Origin of the sequence: Micromonospora chokoriensis (assembly GCF_000718555.1) — a bacterium.
Lineage (GTDB): Bacteria > Actinomycetota > Actinomycetes > Mycobacteriales > Micromonosporaceae > Micromonospora > Micromonospora chokoriensis_B.
This window is the reverse complement of the sequence record NZ_JOAN01000025.1, coordinates 26590-48449: the sequence shown is the minus strand read 5'-3', so window position 1 is coordinate 48449 and position 21860 is coordinate 26590. Positions and strand designations below refer to the sequence as shown.

The 21860-nt window shown below is 72.5% G+C and carries 24 protein-coding genes; 13 read left to right on the top strand and 11 right to left on the bottom strand.

What is annotated here, in order from left to right; genetic code table 11:
- Nucleotide 1: 1 nt before the first annotated feature.
- Nucleotides 2-1018 (bottom strand): SMP-30/gluconolactonase/LRE family protein, encoded by a 1017-nt coding sequence (locus IF46_RS0127615; protein ID WP_030491315.1) that lies wholly within the window; start codon nt 1016-1018, stop codon nt 2-4.
- 239 nt (nt 1019-1257) lie between these two features.
- Here IF46_RS0127615 and IF46_RS0127610 point away from each other — a divergent pair, with 239 nt between their 5' ends.
- Complete coding sequence (locus IF46_RS0127610) at nt 1258-1644, top strand: anti-sigma factor antagonist (protein ID WP_030491314.1); 387 nt, start codon at nt 1258-1260, stop codon at nt 1642-1644.
- A 66-nt stretch (nt 1645-1710) separates the two neighbouring features.
- Here the strand turns inward: IF46_RS0127610 and IF46_RS0127605 are convergent, their stop codons facing one another.
- Together IF46_RS0127605 and IF46_RS0127600 are read right to left on the bottom strand one after the other, a co-directional pair.
- A complete protein-coding gene (locus tag IF46_RS0127605) occupies nt 1711-2103 on the bottom strand; it encodes an FKBP-type peptidyl-prolyl cis-trans isomerase (RefSeq protein ID WP_030491313.1) in 393 nt (130 codons plus the stop codon).
- Between the two features lie 217 nt (nt 2104-2320).
- Nucleotides 2321-2878: a DoxX family membrane protein gene (locus IF46_RS0127600; RefSeq protein ID WP_030491312.1), complete on the bottom strand. Its 558-nt coding sequence runs from the start codon at nt 2876-2878 to the stop codon at nt 2321-2323.
- 280 nt (nt 2879-3158) lie between these two features.
- Here IF46_RS0127600 and IF46_RS0127590 point away from each other — a divergent pair, with 280 nt between their 5' ends.
- Nucleotides 3159-4115 (top strand): TerC/Alx family metal homeostasis membrane protein, encoded by a 957-nt coding sequence (locus IF46_RS0127590; protein ID WP_030491310.1) that lies wholly within the window; start codon nt 3159-3161, stop codon nt 4113-4115.
- 11 nt (nt 4116-4126) lie between these two features.
- Here IF46_RS0127590 and IF46_RS33460 read toward each other — a convergent pair whose 3' ends face one another.
- Genes IF46_RS33460 through IF46_RS0127570 form a run of 4 tightly spaced genes read right to left on the bottom strand, consistent with a single transcriptional unit; the run spans nt 4127 to nt 5787 of the window.
- Entirely contained in the window at nt 4127-4687 is a 561-nt protein-coding gene (locus IF46_RS33460) for a hypothetical protein (RefSeq protein ID WP_030491309.1), read from the bottom strand.
- Entirely contained in the window at nt 4684-5205 is a 522-nt protein-coding gene (locus tag IF46_RS33455; RefSeq protein WP_030491308.1) for a DUF6286 domain-containing protein, read from the bottom strand. Before IF46_RS33455 ends, IF46_RS33460 begins: the two co-directional genes overlap by 4 nt.
- Before the next feature lies 1 nt (nt 5206).
- Nucleotides 5207-5599 carry an Asp23/Gls24 family envelope stress response protein gene (locus IF46_RS33450; RefSeq protein WP_051724223.1) on the bottom strand — a complete coding sequence of 131 codons (393 nt, stop codon included), beginning with the start codon at nt 5597-5599 and terminating at the stop codon, nt 5207-5209.
- On the bottom strand, nt 5596-5787 hold the full coding sequence (locus IF46_RS0127570; protein ID WP_157563577.1) for a hypothetical protein: 192 nt from the start codon (nt 5785-5787) through the stop codon (nt 5596-5598). The genes IF46_RS33450 and IF46_RS0127570 overlap by 4 nt, the downstream gene beginning before the upstream one ends.
- A gap of 164 nt (nt 5788-5951) precedes the next feature.
- Here IF46_RS0127570 and IF46_RS0127565 point away from each other — a divergent pair, with 164 nt between their 5' ends.
- A complete protein-coding gene (locus IF46_RS0127565) occupies nt 5952-6833 on the top strand; it encodes a DUF2726 domain-containing protein (RefSeq protein ID WP_030491305.1) in 882 nt (293 codons plus the stop codon).
- A 296-nt stretch (nt 6834-7129) separates the two neighbouring features.
- Nucleotides 7130-8404, top strand: coding sequence for a hypothetical protein (locus tag IF46_RS0127560; RefSeq protein WP_030491304.1), 1275 nt, complete (start codon nt 7130-7132; stop codon nt 8402-8404).
- 138 nt (nt 8405-8542) lie between these two features.
- On the opposite strand, the gene IF46_RS0127555 is transcribed toward IF46_RS0127560, so the two are convergent.
- Nucleotides 8543-8893: a histone-like nucleoid-structuring protein Lsr2 gene (locus IF46_RS0127555; protein ID WP_030491303.1), complete on the bottom strand. Its 351-nt coding sequence runs from the start codon at nt 8891-8893 to the stop codon at nt 8543-8545.
- Nucleotides 8894-9037: 144 nt separating this feature from the next.
- Nucleotides 9038-9649 carry a response regulator gene (locus IF46_RS0127550; protein WP_232234191.1) on the bottom strand — a complete coding sequence of 204 codons (612 nt, stop codon included), beginning with the start codon at nt 9647-9649 and terminating at the stop codon, nt 9038-9040.
- 229 nt (nt 9650-9878) lie between these two features.
- On the opposite strand from IF46_RS0127550, the gene IF46_RS0127545 reads away from it, so the two are divergent.
- The 3 genes from IF46_RS0127545 to IF46_RS0127535 all read left to right on the top strand — a co-directional run bounded on the left by IF46_RS0127545 (nt 9879) and on the right by IF46_RS0127535 (nt 13599).
- Nucleotides 9879-10619, top strand: a complete 741-nt coding sequence (locus IF46_RS0127545) for a manganese catalase family protein (RefSeq protein WP_030491301.1) — start codon at nt 9879-9881, stop codon at nt 10617-10619.
- 106 nt (nt 10620-10725) lie between these two features.
- On the top strand, nt 10726-13056 hold the full coding sequence (gene lon / locus IF46_RS0127540; RefSeq protein WP_030491300.1) for an endopeptidase La: 2331 nt from the start codon (nt 10726-10728) through the stop codon (nt 13054-13056).
- Nucleotides 13057-13200: 144 nt separating this feature from the next.
- Nucleotides 13201-13599, top strand: coding sequence for a DoxX family protein (locus IF46_RS0127535; protein ID WP_332261505.1), 399 nt, complete (start codon nt 13201-13203; stop codon nt 13597-13599).
- Nucleotides 13600-13647: 48 nt separating this feature from the next.
- Here the strand turns inward: IF46_RS0127535 and IF46_RS0127530 are convergent, their stop codons facing one another.
- Together IF46_RS0127530 and IF46_RS34065 are read right to left on the bottom strand one after the other, a co-directional pair.
- Entirely contained in the window at nt 13648-15393 is a 1746-nt protein-coding gene (locus tag IF46_RS0127530) for a DEAD/DEAH box helicase (protein WP_030491298.1), read from the bottom strand.
- A gap of 104 nt (nt 15394-15497) precedes the next feature.
- Nucleotides 15498-15812, bottom strand: a complete 315-nt coding sequence (locus IF46_RS34065; RefSeq protein WP_198041557.1) for a hypothetical protein — start codon at nt 15810-15812, stop codon at nt 15498-15500.
- Between the two features lie 96 nt (nt 15813-15908).
- Between IF46_RS34065 and IF46_RS0127515 the strand changes: the two genes are divergently transcribed.
- From IF46_RS0127515 to IF46_RS0127490, 6 genes are all read left to right on the top strand, one after another.
- Nucleotides 15909-16427, top strand: a complete 519-nt coding sequence (locus IF46_RS0127515; protein ID WP_030491296.1) for a 2'-5' RNA ligase family protein — start codon at nt 15909-15911, stop codon at nt 16425-16427.
- Nucleotides 16428-16490: 63 nt separating this feature from the next.
- Nucleotides 16491-17234, top strand: a complete 744-nt coding sequence (locus IF46_RS0127510; protein WP_030491295.1) for an ArsR/SmtB family transcription factor — start codon at nt 16491-16493, stop codon at nt 17232-17234.
- An 81-nt stretch (nt 17235-17315) separates the two neighbouring features.
- Nucleotides 17316-18350: a cytochrome P450 gene (locus IF46_RS0127505; protein WP_084598083.1), complete on the top strand. Its 1035-nt coding sequence runs from the start codon at nt 17316-17318 to the stop codon at nt 18348-18350.
- Complete coding sequence (locus tag IF46_RS0127500; RefSeq protein ID WP_051724222.1) at nt 18347-19198, top strand: isocitrate lyase/PEP mutase family protein; 852 nt, start codon at nt 18347-18349, stop codon at nt 19196-19198. The genes IF46_RS0127505 and IF46_RS0127500 overlap by 4 nt, the downstream gene beginning before the upstream one ends.
- Before the next feature lie 57 nt (nt 19199-19255).
- The gene (locus tag IF46_RS0127495; protein ID WP_030491292.1) at nt 19256-20224 is read left to right on the top strand and encodes a DUF5715 family protein; all 969 of its coding nucleotides are present in this window, start codon (nt 19256-19258) and stop codon (nt 20222-20224) included.
- 4 nt (nt 20225-20228) lie between these two features.
- Nucleotides 20229-21818, top strand: coding sequence for an asparagine synthetase B family protein (locus tag IF46_RS0127490; RefSeq protein WP_030491291.1), 1590 nt, complete (start codon nt 20229-20231; stop codon nt 21816-21818).
- The last annotated feature ends 42 nt before the right edge of the window (nt 21819-21860 follow it).

The following is a 21860-nucleotide window of genomic DNA, read 5'->3' as shown; positions in this document are numbered from 1 at the left end:
TTCACCCCAGAGGTACGCGGGCCACTCCGGCCCCGGTCAGGCTGCCCAGCCAGAGTTGCTCTCCGTGCTGGCGTACCCCAGTGATCATCGAGTAGTGCCCGTTCGGACCGTGCAGCGTCCGACGGACCGTGCCCGTGCCGTCGACAAGCGCGACCAGCCCGTAGCGGCGTGGCTGCGGCTGCATCGCGTCGGGCAGCAGCGCGGCGATCTGACGCAGCCGCGGATGGGGCAGCAACCGCTCGGCGATCGGCACCCGTGGGCTGGGCAGCGCGATCCAGTACGTTCCGTCGCCGACCGAAGCGAGATTGTCCGGGTACGCGGGCAGGTCCGCGAGGACCCGCACACCGCCGCTCAGCTCGACGCGCAGCAGGCGGTGGGTGCTGGTCTCCACGAGCATCAGCGCCGACTCGTCCGGGGTCAGCGCGATCCCGTTGGGGAAGTACAGCCCGTCGGTCACCACCTCGATGCGGCCGCTGCCCGGATGGTGGGCCAGCACCCGACCGTTGGGGCGGTGCTCCAGCAGGTCCCGCTTCCAGTGCGAGACCGGAAACCGGTCGGAGCTGTCGGTGAAGTAGATGGTGCCGTCGCGGCTCACCGTCGCGTTGTTGGCCAGATGCACCGGGGGTGCCGTCCCGGTCAGTTCGCGTACATTGCCGTCGGGCGTGACCCGCAGCAACCCGCGGTACGCGTCGCAGACCACCAGCGCCTCGCCGGACGGGTCCAGCTCGATGCCGAGCGGGCGGCCACCGGTCTCGGCCAGCAACTGGGGTCGGGTGCCGGCTGACGCGTCGACCGGCCACCACCAGAGCCGACCGTCCTCGTCGCCACTGATCACCCGCCCGCCGGCGTCGACCAGCACATCCTCGGGGCCGACGGCACCCTCGGGGAGGGGCAGCAATTCGGCGTGGTCGAGCCGGCGGTCGGTGGGGGCCCACGCCCCGGCCAGCGCCGGAGGGCTGGTCGCCGGCTCGCGGACGGGACGGATCAGCCGGGGCGGCCGGGGTCGGGGGATCAGCATCGACCTATTCTCCACCCGGTGTCGGTCGACCCTCGGGTTCCTCGTCCGCGCGGCGAGCCGGCGGCCGTGATCAGCGGGGGATCGACCCGGCTGTCCCGACCTCCGCGACCGGAGGGGAGGACTGCCCCGACTCCACCCCGAGAGGGAGGCGAGGGACCTCGGGGTATGCCCCTGGGCGTACCCGGAATCACTCCCCTCAAGGGGCGAAAGTGTCGGTGGTGGCGGCTAGATTTCTGCACATGGAAGAGCACAGCGACCGGCTCGACGTGCAGGTCAGTGTGGGTGACCAGACGGTCCTCATGCGGGTGGCCGGCGAGGTCGACATCGCCACGGTGGCCGCGTTCCGGTCCGCGCTGTGGTCCGCGCCGGCCCGCCCGGTGCTCCACCTGGAGTTGTCCGAGCTGCGGTTGCTCTCCGCCGCTGGCGTCCGTGCGCTGCTCGCCGCGTTCCTGCGGGTGCGGGCCCGCGGTGGCGAGCTGGTCCTGGTCGACCCGAGCCCGGTGGTGGCACGGGTGCTGCGCGTCAGCGGTCTGCACCGGGTGATGCCGATTCTGGAGCCGGCCTCGGCGATCGAGGCCGCACGTCGTCCGGTGGCCGCGACCACAGACCTGCAACTGGCCGCCTGACCCCGCCCGAGGGGACCCTGGCGCGGCGCGGGGCCGCCGGCGTGAGCCGGCGACCCCGACAGTCGGTCAGCTCACGCCGAGCAGGTCGACGACGAAGACCAGCGTCTCGCCCGGCTTGATGACGCCGCCGGCGCCACGGTTGCCGTAACCCAGGTGCGGCGGGATGGTCAGACGGCGACGGCCGCCGACTCGCATGCCCGCGACGCCCTGGTCCCACCCGGCGATGACCTGACCGCCGCCGAGCGGAAAGTCGAACGCCTCGCCCCGGTTCCAGGACGAGTCGAACTCGCCGCCGGTGGAGTGCGACACGCCGACGTAGTGCACGCTGACCAGCTGGCCCGGCTCGGCCTGCGGGCCGTCGCCCACGGTGATGTCCTCGATCACGAGGTCGGCCGGCGGTGCACCCTCGATCGGACCAACCTCGGGCTTGCCCGACTGGGCGCCTGCTGCCTGAGTCATGCGGGGATCTCCTGCCGTGTTGGGTGATGTGTCCGGTCACCGTCGATCCTGCCGGATCACACCTCACCGATGTGCGGCGGACCCGCCACCTGCCTCGCCGTCGCCACACGCCGATCCTGCACCGACGCTCCCGTGGCGCTCCGGACCCGGGCGGTGGGACGACTGTGTGGCGGGCGCCACCGGTGCTGGTGACGCCCGCCGAGGGGTGTGCGGTGGTTCAACGGAGCCAGGGCATCCGCCGGACGATCGGCAGCGCCGCCCAGGCCCGGCCGAGGCCCCAGGTGTCGCCGGCGTTGACCAGTGCCAGGACCGCCAGCACCGCGGCGTAGATCAGGTGGTCGTCCATGAAGGGGTTGTTCTCGGGAGGCAGGACGGCGGTCCACATCATGACCAGCAGCAGCCCACCGGCCACGGCGGCGACCCGCATGCCGATGCCGAGCAGCAGGGCGACACCGATCCCGGCCAGGCCGGCCATGAAGAGCCAGTCCGCCCAGGCGGCACCGGCGATCCCGGTGTAGAGATCCTTGAACGGCCCGGTCACGCCGAAGGTCAGGAATCCCTTGGTGGGGCTGCCCCCGTTGATCCAGGCGTTCTTCGACTCGGTGGCCATCCCGAGGCCGAACATCTTGTCGACGAAGGCCCAGAGGAAGATCCAGCCGAGTGCCAGCCGGGTGCCGGCCAGGATGTACCGTACGGCCCGCTGGTGAGCGGTACGGGCCTTCGGAGCGGTGTTCTCGGCGGTGACCTGCTCGATCGTCGCGGTCATGGTCTCCACGTCCCTTCTCAGCTTCGCACCGCGCTTCCCGGTGGCATCTCCAGTGGACGCCCACGGCGTGCTCGGCGGCAGGGCCGACAGACCGCAAGGGCCCGGGACGTTCGACCCCCTCGGGTCCGGTCCGGCGACCCTGACGACGGTCGAACCCCGGCCGCCCCCGTCCGGGACCGGCCACGAGAACGGCCGATCCGACTTCGTTGGACCGCCGATGCGGGGCCGGCCGTTCACCTAGGCTCGGAAACGGCCGGCCGGCCTGGTAACGGGCGGTGCACCGCGGTCGATGCGGAGGGCGTCGGTGGCTGAGGCGACGGTCACGGTGCCGCTGTGGGCCTGGGCGGCGGTCGGCGCGGTGATCGCGGTGATGCTCGCCGTGGATGTGCTCCTGCACCGGGACAACCACGTCATCGAGCTACGCGAGGCGCTGCTGTGGAGCGCCATCTGGATCGGCGCGGGCCTGCTGTTCGGGCTGGTCGTCTGGTGGGGCCTCGGCGGTGACCCGGCCATCGCGTACTTCTCTGGCTACCTGCTGGAGAAGGCGCTCTCGGTGGACAACGTGTTCGTCTTCGCGCTGCTCTTCGGCTATTTCCAGGTGCCGCCGGGATACCAGCACAAGGTGCTGTTCTGGGGCGTCGTGGGGGCGCTCGTCTTCCGGCTGCTGTTCATCTTCGCCGGCGCCGAGCTGCTGGACCGGCTCACCTGGGCCGGGTTCGTGCTGGGTGGGTTCCTGATCTGGACCGGCTGGCGGCTGGCCGTACGCGGGAAGCCCGACGTCGACCCGGAACGCAACGTCGTGGTCCGCCTGTTCCGGCGGCTGGTCCCCACCGACGCCCGCTACCACGGCGACCGGTTCACCGCCCGGGTGGCCGACCGGCGCGTGGCGACGCTCCTGCTGGTGGCGCTCGTCGCCATCGAGGCCACCGATGTGGTCTTCGCCATCGACTCGGTGGCGGCGATCCTCGCCATCACCACCAACACCTTCCTGGTGTGGACGGCCACCGCGTTCGCCGTCCTGGGGCTGCGCAGCCTCTACTTCTGCCTCGCCGGCCTGCTGCGACACTTCGGCTACCTGCGGTACGGGCTCGCGCTGCTGCTGGCCTTCGCCGGGCTCAAGCTGATCCTCGCCGAGACGCCGGTGGGCAAGCTGCCGGTCTGGTTGACCCTCGCCGTGGTGGTGCTGACCCTGGCGGTCTCCATCGGTGCCAGCACCCTGGCCGCTCGCCGCCGAACCGATGGCTGAGCCCGTCGGGGTCAGGGACGGCTGGGCTCGATCCGGGCGGTGACGTCGAGGTGCGCGGGCTGGCAGTCGGTCGTCGCCGCGAATCGGCGGACCGCGGCGCGGACGTGCTCGCGTACGCCGGCGGCTGGCGCGTCGGCCGTGAGGTCGACCCGGATCCACAGGTCGGGGTGCGGTGGCGGGCCGGTCAGCACCACGCGGGCCCGCCGTACGCCGGGGTTGCCGGTCAGGTCGCGCACCAGCGCGTCGGCGAGTACGTCGGCGGCCAGCCGGGTCCGGCCCGGTCGGCGTCCGGGGTGGCTCAGGGTGCCGCGCAGCGTACCGCCGGGGCCCCGCGCTTCCCGGACCAGCAGGCGCTGCCCGGCCAGAGCGAACAGCGCCCCGGCGACCGCTGCGGCCAGGGTGCTCCACGGCGCGGCCATCCGCCACCGGTCCACCAGGTCGGCGCTGAGCAGCACCGCAGCCGGGTCAGCGCCGGGCAGCGCGCCGAGACTGGCCGCCAGCGCCGCCGCGCCGACCGCTATCAGCAGCAGCGCGACGATTGTCCACAGCAGTCGGTGCCCCGCGTTGGTCATGCCGGCCGCCGCCGGGGCAGCAGCCGGACGTCGATCCGGCCGGGGCGAGGCGCGGTCAGGCGGTGCAACTCCTGGTGCACGGCGAACTCGATCTCCGCTCGGGCCGCTGGGTCGCCGGTGGCGCGAACCCGGGGACGCCACTGGCCGCCGCGGCGTCGGACCCGGACCCGGGCACGGCGTACGCCCGGCACCGCGCTGGCGGCGTCGGCGAGCCGCCGCTCCACACAGCGTCGGTGCAGGTACCAGCCGTCGCGTTCGTCGGCGCGTAGTCGGACCGGCGTCCAGCGGCGTAACTGGGCGACGAGGATGGCCAGGCCCAGCAGGAGGGCCCCGCCGGCCACCGTCTGGACTGTCGGGTCGCGCCACCGGGTGCCGCTCAGCGCGTCGAACCAGCCGGCGGTGTCGAGCGGTGTGGGGCGGTCCAGGGTGAGCAGCAACGCTTGGAGGGCCAGCATCGCGCCACCGATGAGCAGGGCGCTGGCCAGCAGCAGTGAGGCGACCCGGTTGGCGCTGCGCATCTCAGTCGTCCTCCGCTGCGACGGTGCGGGCTGCGGACCCGTCGACGCCGGGGACGAGCAGGTCGTCCACGGTGACGGTCACCATCGCCACGCTGAGCCCGGTCTGGGCGGTCACCCGGTCGGCGACCACGGCCCGGACCGCCTCGGCGATCGTCGGCACGCTGTGTCCGTACCAGGTGATCAGGTGGAGGTCGAGCCCGACGGTTCGGTCGTCCAGGCGGACCGCCGCCGGTCGGACGACGGACACGCCCGGCACGAGGCTGGCCGCCTGCACCGCGATCCGCGCGACGTCGGCCGCGACGTCGGCCGCCGCACCCGGGCGGCGCTCCGAACCGGTCGTCCCGGCGCTCGGTCCGGTATTGGGGTTCGTCCCCGTGGACGGGCGGGTGGTCATCGGCGTCGCCGTGCGTCGGCGCGGCGGTCACCGAGACCGGTCACCGCGAGGTCGCCGTCGAGCACCCGGACGACGAGCCAGCCGAGCAGGCCGGCGAGCACGGCGAGGGCGGCCACGCCGATGCCGGCGAGCGCCCAGACCGCCACGGCGAGAAACCCGGCGAGGAAGCCGAACTGCTGTCGCGACATGGTCACCTCCGGGCCGGTCCGGTACCGGCGGTCGCTGGATACACCCGGCGGCCATCCCTGGAACGTCAGCGCTACTGTGATCCCGGTCACATCAGAACTCGGTGGCCCATGATCGACCACCTAGACTCGGCCCGGCTCGACCGACCGGCGGATGGATCAGGCACATGACGAGCATCGGCAGCGACGACCGTGGCTGGCTGCGGGCGGTGCCCGCCGAGACGGGCCGCGACCCGCTGCTCAGCCGTGCCGGCCAGCGCGTCTTCGCGGCCCGTCGGCTCAGTGACCTGGTCCAGGGCCGCCCACCCGGTGTCACCGGCAGCCAGTGGACCTCGGCGAGCCGCGCCAGCTTCGACTTCGTGGTCCACGCCGCCGACACCGGACGGCCGATCGTCGCCGTGGAGATCGGCCCGGTGCCGTCCGCCGGCTCCGCCCAGCAGCGCCTGGAGCGTCTCAAGGACGCGGTGAGCGCGGCCGTCGGCCTGCCCGTGCTGCGGATCGGATCGCCCACGTTGCGGGCCGCCGAACACGGCCGCCGCCTGGTGGAGTACGTCATCGACGCGCGCGCCTACGCCGCAGGCGGTGCCGGGGTCACCCCGGCCGAGACCGAGCCGGCGCCGGTGGGCTTCCGGGACATCCTGGGTCGGCTGCCGGACGGCCGCACCGGGCCGGTCAACGACCTCGGCGCGCTGACCCGCGCGGCGGCGGTCGAGGCGTACGTGGCCGGGCAGGTGGCCGACCCGATCGTGCGGGGGCTGCATGTCCGCTGGGCGGACGGGCCGGCGCAGGGGTGGAGCTGGGTGCAGGTACGCCCCGACGCCTGTCTCATCGAGCGGGTCTCGGTGACCGAGCACCGCTTCTCCTGCGGCATCGACGCGGCTCGGCTGGCCGAGGATCTCGCCACCGTCGCCGTCGGGGAGCGACTGCGGGAGAGGGCGGTCGCGGACCTGCTGCCACGCGCCGAGTTGACCGCGCAGATTGCCGCGCTGAGCCTGCGCCGCGACGAACTGGTGGGCGGGTTCGCCTTCGACCACCTCTGCGTCGACTGACTGACGCCCCGTTTTCCCTGCTGATCCCTGCTCCGCACCGGCACCTTGTCGGGTCGCGGCAATTTCCTGTGCGCCGGTTGAACCTTCCCCGTCGCCGCCCCGTACTCCTGCGCGAATGAACAGGATCTCCCCATCCGCGTCCACCGGGCGCGGGAGACGGTGCGGAAAGGGCATCGTCGGCCATCGACGCATTACCGGGTAGGTCACGGTGGGTCGCCGCCGTGGCGTGGCATCTCACATCCGTCGGTCCGCCGAGGGCAGAAATCCACTACCGGATCGAGAAGGAGAGCAATTCGATGCGCAGGTCCACTCGGGCGAGCCGGTCTTCCGGCAACGCGCGCAGCAAGCGTCTGCTGGCAGTTGTCGGCACGCTCGCGGTCTTCGGCGGAGTTGTCGCCGTGACTCAGATTTCGTCGGCCCAGGACCGGCGGACAAATAAGCCACGTCCGGCCGCGGGGCAGTGCGTGGAACCGAGCCCCGGCGCGACCGCGCCGACTGGCGGCGGTTCGACCAGCCGGACCTGGCAGAACGGTCGGTGGGTGCGTAATCACTGGGGTGACGGACAGCAGTCGGTCCCCGAGTGCGAGGACGGCAAGGACGGAACGGTGGGCCCCGGTACGGCCATTGCCTGTCCTGATGTGGCGGCCAAACTGCCGCAGGTGCCGGACCGGGCGCGGGCCGAGGTGGACCGCAACCTCGCCCAGTTGCAGACCCAGATCGCCGAGGCGGACCGCCGGCTGGCCGCAGAGGGCAACAAGGGTGAGGCGTTCATCCGCAACGCGATCCTTGCGCCGTTGGCGGCCAAGCGGCGCGCCGTGCTGGACCGGATCACGACCGCCATCGACCGGGTCGGACCCCGGCCGCAGGGCCTCGCGCAGCTCGCCGACTGCCAGGTGCAGCCGACCGGCAACACGGGCGGCGGCAGCACCCCCACCACCACCCCCGGTGGCAACAACGGTGGCGGGAACAATGGCGGTGGCAACAACGGTGGTGGCAACAACGGTGGCGGCGCCGAGCCCGGCGCCGGGCTCGGCGTGCTTGCCAACGACTGCGACGAGAGCCGGCTGCAGCCGCACGACGGTTTCCAGAACGGCAACCGCTGTGTGAAGACCGAGTTCGGTGAGGTCGGCGCGGCGGCCAACAACCCGTCGCTGCTGATCACCCAGTTCCCCGAGCAGGTCGGCCGCAGTCAGCCCTTCACCCTGCGGGTCAGCACCCGCAACCTGGTGCGGGACCGCTTCCTGGCCGCCGGTCAGGGTGGCTACTACGTGGAGAGCTCGCTGCTCAACGACCAGGGCCTGGTCCGTGGTCACTTCCACACCGCCTGCCGGATGCTGGACAGCCTGACCGCCCCGCCGGAGCCGCAGGAGGTGCCGGCGTTCTTCGTCGCGACCGAGGACGGCCGCGGCGGCGCCCAGCCCGACGAGGTGACGATTCAGATTCCGGGCCTGCCGGAGTCGGGCACCGCCCAGTGCTCCGTCTGGGCCGGTGACGGTTCGCACCGCCTGCCGATGATGGAGCGGGCCAACCAGACCCCCGCCTTCGACTCGGTGCGCATCGACGTCAACTGACCCTGACGTACCAGCGGCGGCCGGCCATCTGAGGGTGACAACCCTTCGGTGACCGGCCGCCGCGCTGTTTCGGATGCCCGGACAGACAAACGACGGGGCCCCGCCGTTTCCGGCCGGGCCCCGTCATCGAGTCGCGCGTCAGCGGTTCTTGTACGCCTCGACGACCTCAACCGGGATCCGGCCCCGCTCGGAAATCTTGTAGCCGTTCTTGACGGCCCATTCCCGGATGGCCCGGTTCTGCTCCCGATCCATTCCGGCGCCGGTGGGTCGCCCCGGGCGTCGGACTGATGAGCGGGCGCTCTCCACCGGACCACGCCCGATCCGCCGACCCGCATTGATGTACGGGTCGAGCGTCTTGCGTAGGACGCCAGCATTCTCGTCTGAGACATCGATCGTGTAGGCCACGCCGTCGAGACTGAACTCGACCGTCCGGTCGGCCTTCCCACCGTCGAGGTCGTCGGTCAGGACCGTGATTACTTTTCTCGCCATTGCCGATTACTCCCTGTGTGCGGCGGGATGTGTCCAAAGTCTGACCTATCACCCCGGTAATCCGCAACAATATGCCTTCCATTCATTCGGCGCGTCGCGATTCCGTTACCTACCAAAACCGCGAATCAGCTCCGATGGCGAGGCTCAACATTCCCCGAGGATGCCGCTGTGACCGGCGACGGCGGCCGCCTCGGCCCGGTTGGAGACCCGCAACTTGCGCAGCAACGCGGCGGTCATGCGTTTCACCGTCCGCTCGGAGACGTGCAGTTCTTCGGCGATGTCGACGGTGCTGCGGCCAGCGGCGATCGCCCGCAGCAGCCGCCGTTCCTCGCCGTCCAGGTCGACGTGCGGGGCGCGGGTGGGGCGCAGCATGGCACGCAGCAATTCGGCCGGCAGCACCGCCCAGCCGTCGAGAACGGCCAGCAGCGGGGGCAGCAACTCCTCTGGCTCGCAGGTCTTGGGCAGGAACCCCTCGGCGCCGGCCCGCAGCGCCTCCACCGCTGGCGCGGGGTCGGCCGAACCGGACATCGCGACCACCCGTACCTGCGGGGTGGTCCGCCGGATCGCGGCCACCGCCCGGATGCCCCCGGGTGGTGGCATGTGTAGGTCGACCAGGGCCAGGTCGGGGCGGCAGCGGCTGACCAGCGCCGCTGCGGCGGCGGCGTCGCCGGTCGAGGCGACCACCTCGGCGCGGCCGTTGGTGCTGAGCGGGAGCAGCAACTCCAGGCCACGGACGAAGATGGGGTGATCGTCCACGACGACGAGTCGCAAGGTGGAGGCTCCCAGCATGAGTGCGCCGTTCCCCGGCGGGTACCGATCATGCGGGTTCGCACCGAACGAGAGGAGTCGGGTGGATTGAACGGCCACCCGGCGTGGCGCTAATGGTGTTGCTGCCGACGCTGCGCTGACCCAGGCGGGACACCGGTTGGCCCGCTCGGGTCACCGGGGCGGGAACGGCCTCGCTACCCGTTGCCGAGGAGGTCGAATGTTCCGCCACGTCAGGGATCTGCAGTTCGAGGCGAAGCCGGACGGCCCGGACGCGGCGTTCGCCCGCCGCTTGCAGGAGGTGCTGGGCGGCAGGTGGGGCGAGATGACCGTCGCCAACCAGTACCTGTTCCAGGGCTGGAACTGCCGGCTGCCCGGCAAGTACCGGGACCTGCTGCTCGACGTCGGCACCGAGGAGATGGGCCACGTCGAGATGATCGTCACGATGATCACCCGGCTGCTGGACAGCGCGCCGCTGTCGCTTTCGGAGGGCATCGCGGACAACCCGATCGCCGGTGCGGTCTACGCCGGGTCGAACCCGGCGCACTTCATCCATGCCGGTGGCGGGGCGTTGCCCGTAGACGCCAACGGGGTGCCGTGGAGCGGCGCGTTCATCACTGCCAGCGGCAACCTGTTGGCCGATTTCCAGCTCAACGTCACCGCCGAAGCGCAGGGGCGGCTCCAGATCGCCCGGTTGTTCCAGATGACCGACGACCCGGGCGTCAAGCAGCTGCTGCGCTTCCTGCTGGCCCGCGACGCCGTGCACCAGAACATGTGGCTGGCGGCGATCGAGCAGCTCAAGGAGGACGGGCTGGAGGAGATGCCGGTGCCGGAGGCGTTCGGGGACTCCGGCGAGTGCGCCGACAACCCGCGCGCGTACGCCCCGGAGCCGGTGCTGCCTGCGGGGGACCCGCGGTTGTACGGCACCAGCCCGGACCGGTGGGACGACACCGTCACCTGAGGCCGACCGGAGGCCGAATGGGTGACCTGGGTCACAGATCGGAACAAGGGGAACGCTTTGTTACTTGAGCCAGACACGCTCAACCCAACGTGATGGCAGGTGTTCGATGGCAACTCTTCCGGTACTTCCCCTGACCGACGCCGTGCTGCTGCCCGGGATGGTCATCCCGGTGACCCTCGACCCATCCACTCAGGCGGCGATCGACGCCGCCCGCGCGACCGGTGACCGCAAGCTGCTCGCCGTCCCACGCATCGACGGCGAGTACGGCCCGGTCGGCGTGGTTGCCACCATCGAAAAGGTCGGCCGGCTGCCCGAGGGCGAGCCCGCCGCCGTCATCCGTGGCCTGTCCCGGGCCCGGATCGGCTCCGGTGTGCCCGGCCCCGGCGCCGCACTCTGGGTCGAGGCGACCGAACTCGACGAACCCGCCTACGCCGGTCGGGCCCGCGAACTCGCCCGCGAGTACCGCGCCCTGGTGACCTCAGTGCTCCAGCAGCGGGGCGCCTGGCAGGTCATCGACGCGGTGGAGCGGATGACCGACCTCTCCGAGTTGGCCGACTCGGCCGGTTACGCGCCCTGGCTGACCCTGGAGCAGAAGAACGAGCTGCTCGCCGCGCCGGACGTCACCGCCCGGCTGGAGTTGCTGGTCGGCTGGGTGAAGGACTACCTGGCCGAGCAGGAGGTCACCGAGCAGATCAACAGTGACGTCCGCGAAGGGCTGGAGAAGTCGCAGCGCGAGTTCCTGCTGCGTCAGCAGCTCGCCGCGATCCGCAAGGAGTTGGGCGAGGACGAGCCGGACGGCTCCGCCGACTACCGCTCCCGGGTCGAGTCCGCCGAGTTGCCGGAGAAGGTCCGCGAGGCGGCCATGCGCGAGGTCGGCAAGCTGGAGCGGGCCAGTGACGCCTCCCCGGAGGCGGGCTGGATCCGCACCTGGCTGGACACCGTGCTCGAGATGCCGTGGGGCACCCGTACCGAGGACAACACCGACCTGGCCGCGGCCCGGGCGGTCCTCGACGCCGACCACGCCGGCCTGGCCGACGTGAAGGACCGCATCCTGGAGTACCTGGCCGTGCGCAACCGGCGGGCCGAGCGCAACCTCGGCGTGGTCGGCGGTCGCGGCTCCGGCGCGGTGCTCGCCCTCGCCGGTCCTCCCGGGGTCGGCAAGACCAGCCTCGGAGAGTCCGTGGCGCGGGCGCTCGGGCGTAACTTCGTCCGGGTCTCGCTCGGCGGCGTCCGCGACGAGGCGGAGATCCGTGGGCACCGGCGCACCTACGTCGGCGCGCTGCCCGGTCGCATCGTCCGCGCGCTGCGCGAGGCCGGTTCGATGAACCCGGTCGTGCTGCTCGACGAGGTGGACAAGCTGGCCGCCGGCTACGCCGGTGACCCGGCCGCCGCCCTGCTGGAGGTGCTCGACCCGGCCCAGAACCACACCTTCCGGGATCACTACCTGGAGGTCGACCTCGACCTGTCCGACGTGCTCTTCCTGGCCACCGCCAACGTGGTGGAGTCCATCCCCGGCCCGCTGCTGGACCGGATGGAGCTGGTCACCCTGGACGGGTACACGGAGGACGAGAAGGTCGCCATCGCCCGCGACCACCTGCTGCCCCGGCAGCGGGAGCGGGCCGGGCTCACCACCGACGAGGTCGGCGTCGCCGACGAGGCACTCGCGCTGATCGCGGGGGAGTACACCCGGGAGGCCGGCGTCCGGCAGCTCGAGCGTGCCCTGGCCAAGATCCTGCGCAAGGTGGCGGTGACGCTGGCGACCGACCCGACGCCGGTTCGTGTCGGCACCGACAACCTCAGCGGATATCTGGGTCGGCCGAAGTTCACCCCGGAGTCGGCCGAGCGCACCGCCGTACCCGGCGTGGCGACCGGCCTGGCCGTCACCGGCGCCGGTGGGGATGTGCTCTTCATCGAGGCGACGAGCATGGAAGGCGAGCCGGGGCTGACCCTGACCGGCCAGCTCGGCGACGTGATGAAGGAGTCGGCGCAGATCGCGCTCTCCTACCTGCGCTCCAACGGGCGACGGTTCGGCATCGACCCGAACGCCCTCGCGGGACGCCGGATCCACGTCCACTTCCCGGCGGGCGCGGTGCCCAAGGACGGCCCGAGCGCCGGCATCACCATGGTCACGGCCCTGGCGTCGCTGGTCACCGGTCGCCCGGTCCGGCCCGAGTTCGGGATGACCGGTGAGGTGACGCTCTCCGGTCGGGTGCTGCCGATCGGTGGGGTGAAGCAGAAGCTGCTCGCCGCGCACCGGGCCGGCCTCACCGAGGTCATCATCCCGGCGCGCAACGAGCCCGACCTGGACGACCTGCCGACCGAGGTGCGCGAGGCGCTGACCGTGCACACCCTGGCCGACGTGGCCGACGTGCTCGCCCTGGCGCTGCGCCCGGCCGACGTGAAGACGCTGGACGGCCCGGCGCTCTTCGCGGTCTGACGTACGACCCGACAGGCCTCCGCCGCTTCGAGACGGCGGGGGCCTGTCCCTGTGCCTGCCCTCCGGCGGACCGTACTGTCGTGCTTGAAAATTCAACTACCTCTCCGCCATGCGGCGGTACCCCCGGAGGCAACCCCTGTGAACATGGTGCTCTGGATCATTCAGATTCTGCTCGCTGCCATCTTCGGCGGCATTGGCGTGGTTAAGCTGACCCAGCCCAAGGAGAAGCTGCACGAGACGATGGGCTGGACGAAGGCGGCCACGCCGATTCAGGTCAAGGCAATCGGCGCCCTCGAGCTGCTGGCCGCCATCGGGCTGGTGCTGCCCGCCCTCACCAGCATCGCCACCGTGCTCACCCCGCTGGCCGCGCTCGGGCTGGTCATCATCATGATCGGCGGCATCGTGGTGCACCTGCACGGTGTGCGGACGGAGACCGAGGCCCAGCGCCGCAAGGTGGAGATCCAGGGCATCGTGACGTGCCTGGTGCTGCTCGTCCTCGCCGCGCTGGTGGCATGGGGCCGGTTCGGCCCGTACTCCTTCTGATCCACCGCGCCGGCGACCGTCGTACCTCGGCGGTCGCCGGCGGCGTGCTCAGCGCTCGTCGCCCCCACGGTCGCGGCGCACCGTGGCCTTGCGGCCCTTGATCGTGCTGGAACGCAGCCCGGAGATCACGTCGTCGGCCACCGCCTGCGGCACCTCCACCAGCGAGAACCGGTCCGCGATCTCGATCGAGCCGATGTCCCGGCCACGGATGCCGGTCTCCCCGGTGATCGCGCCGACCAGATCCTGTGGGCGCACCCCGGCGCGTCGGCCCAGGCCGACGAAGACCTGGACGGTGTTGCCACCGCCGGAACGTGGCCGGCCTCCGCCGCGCCGATCACCGCCCCGTCCGCCGGTCTCCGGGCGACCCTCGCGGGGAGCGCGCACCGGAACCTGCGGGATCTCCTCCTCGTCGTCGGAGCCCGGCGACGTCGCCTCGTGGGCCAGCTTCACGGCGGCGAGGGCGACCTCCATCAGGTCGAACTCGTCGGTCAGCGTCTCCACGATCACCCGGAACGGGTCGAGGTCGTCCTCCAGCAGGCTCTCGCGCAGGGCCGCCTGGGTCAGCTCCAGCCGCCGGGTGCGCATGTCAGCCACGGTGGGGATCTTGTCGATGGTGATCCGCTGGCCGGTCACCCGCTCGATGGTCTTGAGCATCCGGTGCTCGCGGGGCTCGGCGAGGGTGATCGCCACCCCCTCGCGGCCGGCCCGGCCCACCCGACCGATCCGGTGCACGTACGACTCCGGGGCGGACGGCACGTCGTAGTTGACGACGTGGGTCAGCTGCTCGACGTCCAGCCCACGGGCCGCCACGTCGGTGGCCACCAGCAGGTCGGCGGTGCCTGCCCGCAGCCGGCCCATGACCCGGTCGCGCTGCTCCTGGCTCATGCCACCGTGCAGCGCCTCGGAGCGGTAACCCCGGCCGTTCATCGTCTCGGTCAACCGGTCGACCTCTTCCCGGCTGCGGCAGAACACGATCGCCGCCGTCGGGGACTCCACGTCCAACACCCGGCCGAGCGCGGCCGGCTTGTGCGCCCGGGTCACGATGTAGGCGCTCTGCCGCACCCGGGGCGCCTCGCCCGCGACCGGCTTCTCCCGGCCGATCTCGATCCGCACCGGCTCACGCAGGTGCTGGCGGGCCATCCCGTCGATGCGCGACGGCATGGTGGCCGAGAAGAGCACCGTCTGACGCTGCGCCGGAGCGTGCTCCAGGATCGCCTCGATGTCCTCGGCGAAGCCCATGTCGAGCATCTCGTCGGCCTCGTCGAGCACCACCGTGGCCAACCCGCCGAGGCGCAGGGTGCCCCGAGCGATGTGGTCGAGGGCCCGCCCCGGGGTGGCCACCACCACGTCGACGCCGCTGTCCAGTGCCCGCAACTGCCGCCCGATCGGCTGCCCACCGTAGATCGGCAGCACCCGCGCGCCCAGGTCCTTGCCGTAGCGGTGGAACGCCTCGGAGACCTGCACCGCCAGCTCCCGGGTCGGCACCAGTACCAGTGCCACCGGGTCGCCGCCCTGGCGGTGTGCCGTCATGAGGTTCAGCAGCGGCAGCGCGAACGCCGCCGTCTTGCCGGTGCCGGTGGCCGCCTGACCCAGCAGGTCACGACCCTCCAGTAGCGGCGGGATCGCCTCCCGCTGGATGGGGGTCGGCTCCTCGTATCCGAGGGCGGACAGGGCGCCCAGCAGCTCGGGACGCAGCCCAAGCTCGCTGAAGGCGAACACCTCTTCGGTGCCGGCGGGGGCGGCGTCAGTCGGTGCGTCAGTCGGTGCGTCGTGCTGTGCAGGTGCGGAACTCATGTGCCAAGCCTTTCATTACGCCGTCGTGGCCGCTGCGCCGACCGCCACAACAGCCCTCCCCGAGCCCGTGCTGCGTCGGTTCACGATCCTCGCGGCGGCCGTGGTCAGGCGTAGGTGGCCAGGATCGCCAGGATCATGGTGCCCCCGAGGGCCACGTCGAGCACTCCGCACCCCTCGGCGTATCCGCGCGGCACCACCCAGGCGGTGCGGTGGTGGACCAAGTCCCAGCCGGCGTGCGCCAACCAACCGAACGCCACCAGCCACGCGGCCGTCCGCCCGTCGACAGCGTCCGCGACCGCGACCAGCGTCAGGGCGACCCAGACGACCAGACCGGTATGAGCAGCAGCAGGAACGGGGCGTACATCGCGGCGGCCATCTCGCCGACCGCCGGCCAGCCGTGCGCTCGGTAGCGCATCCACACCGTCATCCCGACAGTCATGTTCGTGGCCATCACCAGCGCGGCCATCGTCACCAGCGCGCCGGACTGGCACGGGCCGCTCGGCTAGCGTGGGCCCGTGCGAACGGTGGAACTGGTCTGCTCGCCCGGGTTGGAGGTCGCGGTCCGGGCGGTCTGGGGTCGTCTGGTGGCCGCCGGGTTGCCCAGCTTGGCCCGCAACATCCATCCGACCAACCGGCCGCATCTGACCCTCGCCGCCGTCGACGAGTTTCCGCCGGGGGTCGAGCACCGCCTGGCCGAGCTGTTCGACGCCGCGCTACCGGTGCCGGTTACGCTCGACCGGGTCGTGGTCCTCGACGGCAGCGCTCCGCTGGTCTGGCTCGTCCGACCCACCCCGGCGTTGACCGCGTTGCACACCGCCGTCTGGGATGTGCTCACGCAGGCCGATGGACACCGCCCGTGGCACGCCCCGGGAGCGTGGGTGCCGCACCTGAGCCTGGCCCTGCGGTTCCGCAACGCGGACCTGCGGTTGGCCCGGGCCGTCGCCGGTGGGCAGCGCCCGACGGGCGCGTTCGACGCCGCCCGTAGCTACGACGGCACGGACCGGACGGTGACCGCGCTGACCCGGCTCGGCTGAGGTCGTCACGCGTGGTCGGGAGCCGCACCCGAGGCTGGCGTTTCGCCTTCCTAAACTGGGGCGATGAGCGTTGGTACCGACGGTCGGGGGATGGCTGAGCTGGCCGCGCTGCTGGCCGACGGCACCCGCGCCGGCATGTGCCTGGCGCTGCTCGACGGGCGGGCGTGGACCGCCGGTGAGCTGGCTCGCCGCGCCGGGGTCGCGCCGTCGACCGCCAGCGACCACCTCACCCGGCTGGTCCGGGGCGGGCTGCTGGTCGAGGAACGGCAGGGCCGGCACCGCTACCTGCGGCTGGCCGGGCCGTCGGTGGCCCAGCTGATCGAGGACCTGGCCGGGCACGCACCGGCCGCGCCCGCGCCGACCGGTTCGCTGCGCGCGGCGAGCGCCACCACCGCTCTGGCGTACGCCCGGACCTGCTACGACCACCTCGCCGGGCGGCTGGGGGTGCTGATCTACGACGCGCTGGTGGCCGACGGACGGCTGGACCGCTCCAGCGGGTTGGCACTGACCGCCACCGGGTGGACGTGGGCGACCGAACTGGGCGTACCCGAGCAGGTCCTGCGCACCGCTCGACGCCCCGTGGTCCGCGACTGCCTGGACTGGACCGAACGCCGTCCGCACCTGGCCGGAGCGCTCGGCGCGGCGCTGTGCCGTCGCTTCACCGACCTGGGCTGGATCACCCGGGGCAGTGGACGTGCGATCCGTCTCACCCCGACCGGCCGCACGGCGCTGGCCGAGACCCTGGACGTCCCGGCAAACCTTCTCGCCCCCGCCTCGACCCCGGCACCGACCAGCGGCCGCGCCTGACCCTCCGGCCGCCGCGGCTAGTGCGGTGGCGCGGGCGATTGTTCGGTGTGGACCGAAGGGTTCGGGTCCTACGGTCGGGCCGTGACTGACACCTGGCCGCACCTTGCGCCCGCCGCCGGAACGCCGCAGTGCGGCCCGCCCTCGTTCGAACCGGAACGCGGTTGGTGGGTGACCCGGCACGCCGACGTGCGGGCGGCGCTCACCGACCCGACGTTCCAGGTGCCGGCAGTCGAGAGCGGCCCGCCCGGCACACTCGCCTGGCTGCGCGCCTCGGTCAGCCGGTTCAGCCCACCTCGGCGGCACGCCGAGCGCCGGGCGGTCGCCACGAGCGCGCTGGCCTCGCTGGACCCGGACGACCTGCGACACGACGCGGCGCGGCTGACCGTGTCCGTTCTCGACCGCGTCGGCGACCGGGTCGACGTGATGCGGGAACTGGCCCGGCCGGTGCCGCTGTGGGCGTTGGCCGACCGCCTCGGTTTCGCTGATCCGGTAGCCGCCGGGACGGCGGTCGCGGTCGTCGCGGCGGCGTACCACCCGGGGGTGGACCCGGCGTTGACCGCGCGGGCCGACCGGGCGGTCGCGGCGCTGTTGGCGCTCGCGCCGCAGGGCCCGCCGGTGGTACGGGCGAACCAGATCGGTCTGCTGGTCCAGGCGTGCGACGCGACCGCCGGCCTGATCGGCGCAGCCGCCCAGCACCTGCTGCCCCCGACCGTCGCGGGAGCGCCGGCCACGGCAGGGACCGCCGACCTGCTGGCCGAGGTGCTGCGCCTCGACCCGCCGGTCCGGGCCACCCGCCGGGTCACCGTCGACGCGGTACGACTGGGCGGGCGGGATCTGCCGGCGGGCAGTCCGGTGCTGCTGCGCTTCGATGCGGCCAACCGTGACCCGCGGGCGTTTCCCGAGCCGGCGACGTTCCAGCCCGGGCGGTCCGGTGCCGGGCTGCTGACCTTCGGCACGGGGGAGCGGGGTTGCCCCGGCGACCGACACGCCCTGGCGCTGGCCACCGGGGTGCTCGACGTGCTGCGGGAACGGTGCTGGCGCAGTCCGGGCCCGGTGCGCCACGAGCCGCACCCGACCCTGCGAGTTCCGACGAGCCTGGAGGTTGGCGTCCGATGAGCGAACGTCGTGCCGCGTTCCACGCCCTGCACCACGCCGGCCGCCCTCTGCTGTTGCCCAACGCCTGGGACCATGCGTCGGCGGCGGCGCTCGCCACGCGCGGGCATCCGGCGATCGGCACCACCAGCCTCGGGGTCGCCGCGACCGCCGGTCTTCCCGACGGCGTGGCAGCCACCGCGGCGGAGACCCTCGCTCTGGCCCGCCGGCTGGCTCGGCTGCCGGTGCTGCTCAGCGTGGACGTCGAAGCCGGGTTCAGCGACGACTCGGCCGAGGTCGCCGGGTACGTGGCGGAGTTGGCCGGGCTCGGCGTGGTCGGGATCAACCTGGAGGACGGGCGTCCCGACGGCACCCTCGCCGATCCCGAGAGCCTCGCCGCCAAGGTCGCGGCGGTGAAGGCGGCGGTGCCGGACCTGTTCGTCAACGCCCGCACCGACACCTGGTGGCTCGGGGTGGACGACCCGCTGCCGCAGACCCTCGCTCGCGCTCGTGCCTACCGGGCTGCTGGCGCTGACGGGATCTTCGTGCCCGGCACCGTCGACCTGGCCACGCTGCGTGTGCTCTCCGAGCGGATCGACGCGCCGGTGAACGCGCTGTACCAGCCGGGTGGGCCAGGGCTGCTCGAGCTGGGCGCTGCCGGGGTGGCCCGGGCCAGCACCGGCTCCCTGCTGTTCCGGGCGGCGCTGGCCGCCGCGGTCGCCGCCGCCGATGAGGTACGCGCGGGCGGGCTCGCCGTGCCGCGAGGGCTGCCGTCGTACGCCGAGGTGCAGGGCCTGGTGCCAGCGGAACCCGACGGTCCGCACTCTTCGGGGGAGATAGGAGGATTGTTCGGTCCGGTCCAGCTCCGATGATTACGGTGTGTTTCAGGGCGAATCGCCCAGTGCCGTGACCGGAGAAGGGACCCCGTCATGCGAGTGCCCAGCCGTAGCTCGGGACAGCAGCCAGGTCCGCCCGCGTCGCCCACGGCCCCGGCCCGACGTCGGCCCTCCGGCACCGCCCCTCGCCGCCTCCCCGCCACCGCGCCGGATCTCGCCGCCTACCGCAGCGCGGTCGCCGAGTTGCTGGTCGAGGTCGGCGCGCTGGCCGACGCGGCGAGCACCCGGGCTCGCCAGGTGCTCATCGACGAGCGGCTGCGGGAGCCGGCGCTCGCCGCCGTCCTCGAGGCCACCCCGCAGGGGCTGATCGGCGCCCGCGAGACGCTGCTGCTGGAGATGGCCCGCTACCAGCCCAACGAGCGCACCTCGGCGGGGGACCTCAGCGCGCTCGTCCGGATCTACCTGCTCTCCCGGATCGACGTGCTGTGGTGGCAGGACGCCCCGACGTTCGTCACCGACGACCAGGTCAACGGCAGCGCCGAACTTGTCGACCTGGAGTGGCTGCGCCGTCGTGACCTGCTGCGGTTCCGCTACCAGGAGCAGCCCGCCACGATCCTGGGCCGGGCCGCGCGCGGGCTGCGTCGCCGGCTCCAACCGGACGCCACCCCGCGCACCGCCGGGCTGCTGTTCCGCCGCGCTCGGTGCGAGGTGGTGGCCCTGCTCAACGACATCGGACGCGAGTTCACCGCCGCCGTGCCGCCGGCCACCCCGCCGCTCTGGGTGACCAGCCTGGTCCGCAGCGCCGAGCATCAGTACCGGCTGCGTCGCCTGGGCTACGCCGCGATGCTGCCCAGTGGGCACTGCCTCGGCTACTCGGTCGACGTGGAGCTGACCTGGTTCGAGCGCTTCGGTGCCCGGGACACCCTGGCGGAGCTGCTGCTGGCCCGCCAGGAGGCCGGCGAGATCAACGTGATCGACGAGGGGCAGGCCTGGCACCTGTGCCTCGCGCCCACTGCCCGGCGTCGCCTACGCCGGGCGTACGAGGCCGAGATGGGGGTCTGAGCCGGTGTGCGGCATCGCGTTGAGTATCGGTCCTGAGGCCGACCCGGCGACCTTCCGGCGAATGCTCGCCGCCCTGACCCCCCGTGGTGAGGTGACCGAGACCCGGTCCGAGAGCGGGCTGCTCGCCGGCACCCGTCGGCTCCGGGTCGTCGACCGGGATCGGGCCGTGCAGCCGTGGACGTCGACCGACGAACGATGGCTGTTGTGCTTCAACGGCGAGATCTTCAACTACCGGGAGTTGCGGGCGCAGCTGACCCGCCTGGGGCAGGTCTTCCGTACCGAGAGCGACACCGAGGTGCTACTCGCCGCGTTCCAGCAGTGGGGCGAGGCGGCGGTGACCCGGCTGCGCGGTGAGTACGCCTTCGCGGTCGTCGAGCGGAGCACCGGCCGGGCGTACCTGGCCCGCGACCCGCTCGGGGTCAAGCCGCTGTACTGGTCCCGGCGGCCCGGCTGCCTGCATCTCGCCTCCGAGGTGAAGGCGCTCGTCGGGCATGGCGCCCCGATCGCCGAGGTGCCGCCCGGGCACCACGGCTGGGCGCAGGCGGACGGGCACGTGCGACTGAGCCCGTACGTCGACCTGCTCACCATCGGCGACGGCCTGTCGGTCATCGACGACCCGGACGAGGCCGCGCTGCTGGTCCGCGCCGCGCTCAGCGACGCGATCCGGATGCGGGTGGAGACCGACCTGACCGTCGGGGTGGTGCTCTCCGGCGGCCTGGACAGCTCGTTGACCCTGCGGCAGGTGCGCGACATCCACCCGGACTGCGTCGCCGTGACCGTCGGTGTGGCGGACAGCCCCGACGTGGCGTACGCCCGACGGCTCGCCGCCGACCTCGACGTGCCGCACGTGGTGGTCGAGCTGCGTCCGCGCGACATCCGGCTCGCCGACGTCCGCGAGGCCATCCGGATCTCCGAGCTGACCGAGTACGGCGACATCATCAACGCGGTCGTCTCGGTGCCGATCTTCCGGCGGCTCCGCGACCTGGGGATCAAGGTGGTGCTCACTGGCGACGGCTCCGACGAGTTGTTCGGCGGGTACCCGATGTACCACCAGGTCGGCCCGGCGGCGGCCCGCCGGCTGTTCCTGCACCGGATCCGCAACCTGTGCCGCACCGAGTTGCAGCGCGTCGACCGGGCGGCCATGGGGCACGGGGTGGAGGCCCGGGTGCCCTTCCTCGACCTCAGCGTGGTGGAGCTGGCGATGCGGCTGCCGCTGGATCTGAAGCTGCGCCACGGGCAGGAGAAGTGGATCGTCCGGCGGGCGTTCGCCGACGTGCTGCCCGACTACATCCTGCGCCGTCCGAAGAACCCGATGTCGTACTCGTCGGGGCTGCACGAGCGGGTCCGGCTGTACAAGCCGCTCTTCGCCCGGCTGCACCGCTCGTTCGGCTACGACCTGCAGGAGCCGGTCCGCCGAGACTTCGACAGCGTGCTGAGCCGCTGCGGCAACGACCTGGACCGGGCCATCACCGACGGGCTGACCCGACCCGACTACACGGTCCTGGAGCACGCCCGCGACCTGGTCGGCGCGGCCAAGTGGAACGCCGCGCCGATGGTCCGCCGGCTGGTCGGCCCGCGCCCAGCCCGCCGCTGACCCCTGCCCCGCAGGCCACGCTTGACTCTGACACGGTGTCAG

What these genes read in the sequence shown, in the direction of transcription:
- IF46_RS33455 (WP_030491308.1), bottom strand. Translation starts at nt 5,205, where the DNA reads ATGCGCAGCGCCAACCGGGTCGCCTCACTGCTGCTGGCCAGCGCCCTG.
- IF46_RS0127615 (WP_030491315.1), bottom strand. Translation starts at nt 1,018, where the DNA reads ATGCTGATCCCCCGACCCCGGCCGCCCCGGCTGATCCGTCCCGTCCGC.
- IF46_RS0127555 (WP_030491303.1), bottom strand. Translation starts at nt 8,893, where the DNA reads ATGGCGAGAAAAGTAATCACGGTCCTGACCGACGACCTCGACGGTGGG.
- IF46_RS0127535 (WP_332261505.1), top strand. Translation starts at nt 13,201, where the DNA reads ATGGTGCTCTGGATCATTCAGATTCTGCTCGCTGCCATCTTCGGCGGC.
- IF46_RS33450 (WP_051724223.1), bottom strand. Translation starts at nt 5,599, where the DNA reads ATGACCACCCGCCCGTCCACGGGGACGAACCCCAATACCGGACCGAGC.
- IF46_RS0127570 (WP_157563577.1), bottom strand. Translation starts at nt 5,787, where the DNA reads ATGTCGCGACAGCAGTTCGGCTTCCTCGCCGGGTTTCTCGCCGTGGCG.
- IF46_RS0127530 (WP_030491298.1), bottom strand. Translation starts at nt 15,393, where the DNA reads ATGAGTTCCGCACCTGCACAGCACGACGCACCGACTGACGCACCGACT.
- IF46_RS33460 (WP_030491309.1), bottom strand. Translation starts at nt 4,687, where the DNA reads ATGACCAACGCGGGGCACCGACTGCTGTGGACAATCGTCGCGCTGCTG.
- IF46_RS0127610 (WP_030491314.1), top strand. Translation starts at nt 1,258, where the DNA reads ATGGAAGAGCACAGCGACCGGCTCGACGTGCAGGTCAGTGTGGGTGAC.
- IF46_RS0127545 (WP_030491301.1), top strand. Translation starts at nt 9,879, where the DNA reads ATGTTCCGCCACGTCAGGGATCTGCAGTTCGAGGCGAAGCCGGACGGC.
- IF46_RS0127605 (WP_030491313.1), bottom strand. Translation starts at nt 2,103, where the DNA reads ATGACTCAGGCAGCAGGCGCCCAGTCGGGCAAGCCCGAGGTTGGTCCG.
- IF46_RS0127510 (WP_030491295.1), top strand. Translation starts at nt 16,491, where the DNA reads ATGAGCGTTGGTACCGACGGTCGGGGGATGGCTGAGCTGGCCGCGCTG.
- IF46_RS0127495 (WP_030491292.1), top strand. Translation starts at nt 19,256, where the DNA reads ATGCGAGTGCCCAGCCGTAGCTCGGGACAGCAGCCAGGTCCGCCCGCG.
- lon (WP_030491300.1), top strand. Translation starts at nt 10,726, where the DNA reads ATGGCAACTCTTCCGGTACTTCCCCTGACCGACGCCGTGCTGCTGCCC.
- IF46_RS0127500 (WP_051724222.1), top strand. Translation starts at nt 18,347, where the DNA reads ATGAGCGAACGTCGTGCCGCGTTCCACGCCCTGCACCACGCCGGCCGC.
- IF46_RS0127565 (WP_030491305.1), top strand. Translation starts at nt 5,952, where the DNA reads ATGACGAGCATCGGCAGCGACGACCGTGGCTGGCTGCGGGCGGTGCCC.
- IF46_RS0127590 (WP_030491310.1), top strand. Translation starts at nt 3,159, where the DNA reads ATGCGGAGGGCGTCGGTGGCTGAGGCGACGGTCACGGTGCCGCTGTGG.
- IF46_RS0127560 (WP_030491304.1), top strand. Translation starts at nt 7,130, where the DNA reads ATGCGCAGGTCCACTCGGGCGAGCCGGTCTTCCGGCAACGCGCGCAGC.